This window comes from Streptomyces sp. NPDC059142, from assembly GCF_042755665.1.
Lineage (GTDB): Bacteria > Actinomycetota > Actinomycetes > Streptomycetales > Streptomycetaceae > Streptomyces.
In genome coordinates this window covers 1-5991 of record NZ_JBHZDA010000178.1, presented here as the reverse complement: position 1 = coordinate 5991, position 5991 = coordinate 1, and the positions used below count along the sequence as shown (strand labels likewise).

6 protein-coding genes are annotated in these 5991 nt (G+C 72.4%); 1 reads left to right on the top strand and 5 read right to left on the bottom strand.

Annotated elements, in window-relative coordinates:
• From ACFXPK_RS32240 to ACFXPK_RS32220, 5 genes are all read right to left on the bottom strand, one after another.
• Nucleotides 1-719 (bottom strand): 3-oxoacyl-ACP synthase (locus tag ACFXPK_RS32240; RefSeq protein ID WP_385080697.1); only part of this gene is annotated, 719 nt, incomplete at its 3' end.
• A gap of 89 nt (nucleotides 720-808) precedes the next feature.
• Complete coding sequence (locus ACFXPK_RS32235) at nucleotides 809-1315, bottom strand: shikimate kinase (protein ID WP_385080695.1); 507 nt, start codon at nucleotides 1313-1315, stop codon at nucleotides 809-811.
• Between the two features lie 41 nt (nucleotides 1316-1356).
• Complete coding sequence (aroC, locus tag ACFXPK_RS32230; protein ID WP_385080693.1) at nucleotides 1357-2541, bottom strand: chorismate synthase; 1185 nt, start codon at nucleotides 2539-2541, stop codon at nucleotides 1357-1359.
• A gap of 65 nt (nucleotides 2542-2606) precedes the next feature.
• Nucleotides 2607-4025 carry a class II 3-deoxy-7-phosphoheptulonate synthase gene (locus tag ACFXPK_RS32225; RefSeq protein ID WP_385003672.1) on the bottom strand — a complete coding sequence of 473 codons (1419 nt, stop codon included), beginning with the start codon at nucleotides 4023-4025 and terminating at the stop codon, nucleotides 2607-2609.
• A gap of 22 nt (nucleotides 4026-4047) precedes the next feature.
• Entirely contained in the window at nucleotides 4048-5388 is a 1341-nt protein-coding gene (locus ACFXPK_RS32220; RefSeq protein ID WP_385003670.1) for a salicylate synthase, read from the bottom strand.
• A gap of 386 nt (nucleotides 5389-5774) precedes the next feature.
• On the opposite strand from ACFXPK_RS32220, the gene ACFXPK_RS32215 reads away from it, so the two are divergent.
• Nucleotides 5775-5991, top strand: a 217-nt coding sequence (locus tag ACFXPK_RS32215; RefSeq protein ID WP_385080691.1) for a phosphopantetheine-binding protein, incomplete at its 3' end; no start/stop codon positions are given.

Below are 5991 nucleotides of genomic sequence, written 5' to 3'. Positions count from 1 at the left end.
ACCGAGAGCAGGTCGATGAAGTTGCCGCCGGGCGGCTTGGCGCCGTCGGCCCACTTCCGCTGCCAGTACTTCACCCGCGTCTCGAAGTCCAGGAGCCGGCCCACCGGTTCGCGCGGCGGCAGCAGCGAGTCGTCGGTGCGGTGGCGCCACTCCAGCTTCGGGTCCGAGACGGAGCGGATGGCGAGGACCTTGGCGAACCCGCTCCGCCGGGAGACCACGAGGGACGAGGCGCCGTCCGCGAGCAGGAACAGCGCGGAGGAGTGGAAGCGGTCCACCAGCGGGGTGTTGAAGTTGTCGGCGGCCGTCAGCAGGACGGCGTCCTTCTCGGGGTCGGCGAGGAGCCGGTGGGCGGCCATCTCCAGGCTGGTCAGCACCCCGTTGCAGCCCTGCTGGATCACGGTCGACGTGATCGGCCGGTCCAGGGTGTGCAGCAGGATGTAGTGGGAGGGCGACCAGCCGTCCGGGCCCTGGATGAACGTGTTGCTGTGCAGCAGCGCGGCGAAGTCGTCCGGGCTGTGACCCGAGCGCCGTATCGCGGTCCCGGCGGCCAGGACCGCCATCTCCGGCGCGGACAGGGCGTCCTCGACGGACACCGACTCCATACCGGAGTCCTTGTACTCGTCCGCGCCGAACGCCCCCGACTCCACGGCCTGTTCGAGCGGCATCAGCGCGGGGATGTAGGTGCCCACCCCCGCCAGATAGACGTTCTCGACCTTCATTGGACTGCCTTTCCACGTACGTTGTCGATCTCCGACGACCGGCCGTGCTCAGCAGAGCACGGCGCACCGGGCCGCTTCCTGAGTGGGCGTTACTCACTTCTCGCGTACGGGACCCGCGCCGGCTCCGCCGCCAGGGCGGTGAGCACGGCGTCCGCGACCTGCTCGGGGGTACGGCCCCCGGTGTGCACGACGACCCGGGCGACCTCGGCGTACAACGGCCTGCGGGCGTCGGCCAGTTCGCGCCACCGCCGGGCGGGATCCACGGCCAGCAGCGGGCGGGTGGTGTCCGTGCCGAGCCGCGCGACGGCCTCGTCGGGGTCCAGGTCCAGGAAGGCCACCGGACGCCCGGCCAGCAGCCCGCGCACCCCCGGGTCCAGCACCGCGCCGCCGCCCAGCGCCAGCACACCGGTGTGCTCGGCCAGGGCCGTACGCACGGCGGCGGACTCCAGCCCCCGGAAGTACCCCTCGCCGTCCTCGGCGAAGACGGCGGAGACCGGGCGGCCCTGCGCGGCCACGATGTCGGCGTCGGTGTCCCGGCAGACCACCCCGAGCCGGGCGGCGATCAGCTCACCGACCGTCGTCTTGCCCACACCCATCGGCCCCACCAGGACGACCGCCGGGCCCGGCCCGCCGGCGCTCACCGGACGGGCAGGCGGTCGAGGTAGCCGGTGACGTTGGCGCGGGTCTCCGCCACCGAGTCGCCGCCGAACTTCTCGGCGACCGCGTCCGCCAGCACCAGCGCCACCATCGCCTCGGCGACGATCCCGGCGGCCGGCACCGCGCACACGTCCGAGCGCTGGTGGTGCGCCGGGGCGGCCTCGCCCGTCACCACGTCGACGGTGGCCAGCGCGTGCGGCACGGTGGCGATCGGCTTCATCGCCGCCCGCACCCGTACCAGCTCACCGGTGCTCACCCCGCCCTCGGTGCCGCCGGAGCGCCCGGTGGCGCGGCGGATCCCGGCGGGCGTCGGACGGATCTCGTCGTGCGCCCGCGAACCGGGCACCCGGGCCAGCGCGAAGCCGTCCCCGACCTCGACGCCCTTGATGGCCTGGATGCCCATGAGGGCCGCCGCCAGCCGGGCGTCGAGCCTGCGGTCCCAGTGCACATGGCTGCCGAGCCCCACCGGCACCCCGTACGCCAGGACCTCCACCACACCGCCGAGGGTGTCGCCGTCCCGGTGGGCCCGGTCGATCTCCGCCACCATCTCCTTCGCGGCGTCCGCGTCCAGACAGCGCACGGGGTCCGCGTCCAGCCGGGCCGTGTCGTCCGGGGCGGGCAGCAGACCGTACGGGGCCTTCGCCGCCGCCAGTTCCACCACATGGGAGACGATCTCGACACCGGTGGTCTCCCTGAGGTACGAGCGGGCCACCGCGCCCAGCGCCACCCGGGCCGCCGTCTCGCGCGCGCTGGCCCGCTCCAGTACCGGCCTGGCCTCGCCGAACCCGTACTTCTGCATCCCCGCCAGATCGGCGTGGCCGGGGCGCGGGCGGGTCAGCGGCGCGCCGCGCGCCAGTCCGGCCAGGATCTCCGGGGCCACCGGGTCGGCCGCCATGACCCGCTCCCACTTGGGCCACTCGGTGTTGCCGATCATGACGGCCACCGGGGACCCCATGGTGAGCCCGTGCCGTACACCTCCGAGGAAGGTGACCTCGTCCCGCTCGAACTTCATCCGGGCACCGCGGCCGTACCCCAGCCGCCGCCGCGCCAGCGCGTCCGCCACCAGACCGGTGGTGACGGGTACGCCGGAGGGCAGCCCCTCCAGCGTCGCGACGAGCGCGGGGCCGTGCGACTCGCCCGCGGTCAGCCAGCGCAACCTGCTCAACGGCGTTCTCCTCTCGGCTCCACAGCGGGGCCGTACCAGGGGTGTCAGGGGGTGGGGGGAAGAGATCAGGCCGCGGGGCTGCCCGCCTCCAGGAGCGGGGAGGCGGCGGCGCTCCCGCGGGTACGGAGGAACTCGGCGACCAGGAACCCGAGGTCGAGCGACTGGGACCGGTTCAGCCGGGGGTCGCAGACCGACTCGTACCGCGAGGCCAGGTCCTCCAGGAGCACCTCGTGGCCGCCGCCCGTGCACTCGGTGACGTCGTTGCCGGTGAGCTCCACGTGGATGCCGCCGGGATGGGTGCCCAGGCCCCGGTGCACCTCGAAGAAGCCCCTGATCTCGTCGAGCACGTCGTCGAACCGGCGGGTCTTGTGGCCGGACGGGGCCTCCACGGTGTTGCCGTGCATGGGGTCGCAGACCCAGGCGACCGGTGCGCCCGAGGCGGCGACCTTCTCCACCAGCGGGGGCAGGATGTCCTGGACCTTGTCCGCGCCCATCCGCACGACGAAGGTGAGCCGGCCCGGCTCGCGGTCCGGGTCGAGCCGGTCGATCAGCCGGAGCGCCGTGTCGGGGTCCGTCCTCGGGCCGAGCTTCACCGCGATCGGGTTGTTGATCCGGGAGAAGTACTCGACGTGCGCGCCGTCCAGGTCCCGGGTCCGCTCACCGATCCACAGCAGATGCCCGGAGGTCGCGTACGGCTTCCCGCTGAACTCGTCGACACGGGTCAGGGCCGCCTCGTAGTCCAGGAGCAGTCCCTCGTGCGAGACGAAGAACTCGACGGTGTCGACGCCGTGCGGGTCGTTGCCGGTGGCGTGCATGAAGTGCAGCGCCTGGTCGATCTCGTCCGCGAGGGCCTCGTACCGGCGTCCCGAGGGGGAGCCGGAGACGAAGTCCTGGTTCCAGTTGTGCACCTGACGGAGGCTGGCGTACCCGCCGGTGGTGAACGCGCGCACCAGGTTCAGGGTGGTGGCCGACGACCGGTACATGCGCAGCAGCCGGTCCGGGTCGGGGACGCGCGCCGCGTCGGTGAAGTCGAAGCCGTTCACCGCGTCGCCCCGGTAGGCCGGCAGTTCGGTGCCCTCCCGGATCTCCGTCGGCTTCGAGCGCGGCTTGGCGTACTGCCCGGCCAGCCTGCCGAGCTTCACGACGGGGACCGACCCGGCGTAGGTGAGGACCACCGCCATCTGGAGGAGGGTGCTGAGCTTGTCCCGGATGGCGTCCGCCCCGACCCCCTCGAAGGTCTCCGCGCAGTCGCCGCCCTGGAGCAGGAACGCCTCCCCGCGCGCCACGGCGGCGAGCCGCTCCTTCAGCAGGTCGCACTCGCCCGCGAAGACCAGGGGCGGGGCCGTCTCCAGCTCGTCGGTGACGGCGCGCAGAGCGGCCCGGTCGGGCCAGCCCGGTTGCTGGGCGGCCGGATAGGAGCGCCAGGTGTCCCTGGGGGCAGGGGCCGACCCGTTCGTGGGAATGTCCTTGAGGAAAGAGCGCATGTCATGAATTCGCTTTCTCGAATCAGGCCGGATTCTCGGCGGGCACCAGATGGCGTGCCACGCTGTCGAGCTTTTCGCACGTTTCCTCGAATTCCCGTTCGGGAATCGACTGCTCCACGATTCCGGCGCCGGCCCGCAGCCAGGTGCGGCCGTTCTGCCGGTAGACGCTGCGCAGCACGAGCGCGGCGTCCATCGAACCGTCCTGGTCCACCGTGAGGACCGCCCCGCTGTACAGACCGCGCGGCTCCTCCTCGTGCCGGCGGATCGAGTGGTACGCGGCCTCCTTGGGCACCCCGGACGCCGTGACGGCGGGGAAGACCGCGCCGAAGGCGTCCCAGGCCCGGCAGCCGGGCGCCAGCCGTCCCGACACCCGCGACGCCAGGTGCTGGACGCTGCCCCGTTCCCGTACGGCCATGAACTCGGGCACCTCCACCGAGCCCGGCTCGCAGACGTCCGTCAGCTCGTCGGCGCCCGTCTTGACCGAGATCGCGTGCTCGTACACCTCCTTGGAGGAGGCGAGCAGATCGGCGCGCAGCCGCTCGTTGGCGAGGAGGTCGGCGGTCAGCGCACGGGTGCCGGCCAGCGGCTGGCTCACCACCCGGCCGTCCGCCGACACCTGGACGACGATCTCCGGGCTGAAGCCCGCGGCCTCCAGGCCGCCGAGGTCGAGCAGGAAGGACCTGGCGGGGTTGTTCGCCCGGCGCCCCACGGCGTAGGTGCTGATCAGGTCGGTGTCGCCGGGGACGTCCACGACCCGGGAGAGGATCACCTTGTGCAGCTCCCGCTGCTCGATCTCCTCGACCGCGAACTTGACGGCGTCCTGGTAGCCCTGCCGGCCGACCCCGCGGACCTCCAACCGCTTCGGCGGGCGGCTCACCTCGTCCGCCGGGCCCGTCAGCAGACCGACGAGCTGCGTCAGGGTCTCCTGGTCGGCGGCGCGGAGCCGGGCGTGGCCCTCCCTGAACCGCACCTCGGCACGGGGGATCACCAGGTGCAGCAGGCGCTCGTCCCCCAGGTGTTCGAGGTCGCCGTCCTTGGCGTACGACAGCTCGAAGGCCGCCCAGCCGTAGGCCCGCCAGCCGGCCACGGTCACCGAGTCGAGCAGGCCCTGCACCTGGCGGAGCGGCTGGCCGTCCCACGGCAGATGGGTCTCCGGCTCGTCGCCCCGGCGCATCCGGGCGCCGGTGCGGTCCACGGTGATCTCCACGAGGGCGCCGCCCGCGTACGACCAGTCACCGGCGTGCTCGTAGACCACATGGTCCGTGTGCGCCCCCGAACCGGCGAGCCGGGCCGCCAGGAGCAGCGGTTCCTGCGACAGCTCGACCTGGGTCTCGAAGTAATGCTGAGTCGGGGTGGAACTCATAGGTCTGCTTCCTCTCCTGACATGGGAACCGCACGGCGGCGGGGAAAACCTGTGCGGCCGCGTCTGCCGACGGCGGGCACGAGGAATGTGAGGACCCAACGAGAACAACACGCCCCGGGGGAGCGGGCCATGAGCGGCCGGTACTCAGTTCGGGCCGCCGCGTCCGTCGGCCGAGGCGGGCGGCCCGCGCGGCCTCGGGAAAAGAGGTCCAAGTGCGCACTCCCCACGGTTGGACGGACCGTCCGGCCGTCCAATAGCGGTTCGTTGACACGCGTTCACGCGGACAAATAGAAAGGCTGGGCCGGCCCTTCGAAAAGCCATGGGAGAAAAACGTGGATTCTCACCAGCATGCGCGGGGTTCCTCACCCGACCCTCCCGACCCGGAGGTGACCGAGCCACCGGTCACGGCGACGGAACGGGTCCTCGCCGCCATCTGGTCCGAGGTCCTGGAGGTCTCCCAGGTGAGCGTCGAGGACAACTTCTTCGACCTGGGCGGGCATTCGGTGCTGCTGCACATGGTCCAGGACCGGATCGGCCGGGAGCTGGGGAAGAACCCGCCGCTCGTCGAACTCTTCACGTACCCCACGGTCCGGGGGCGGGGCC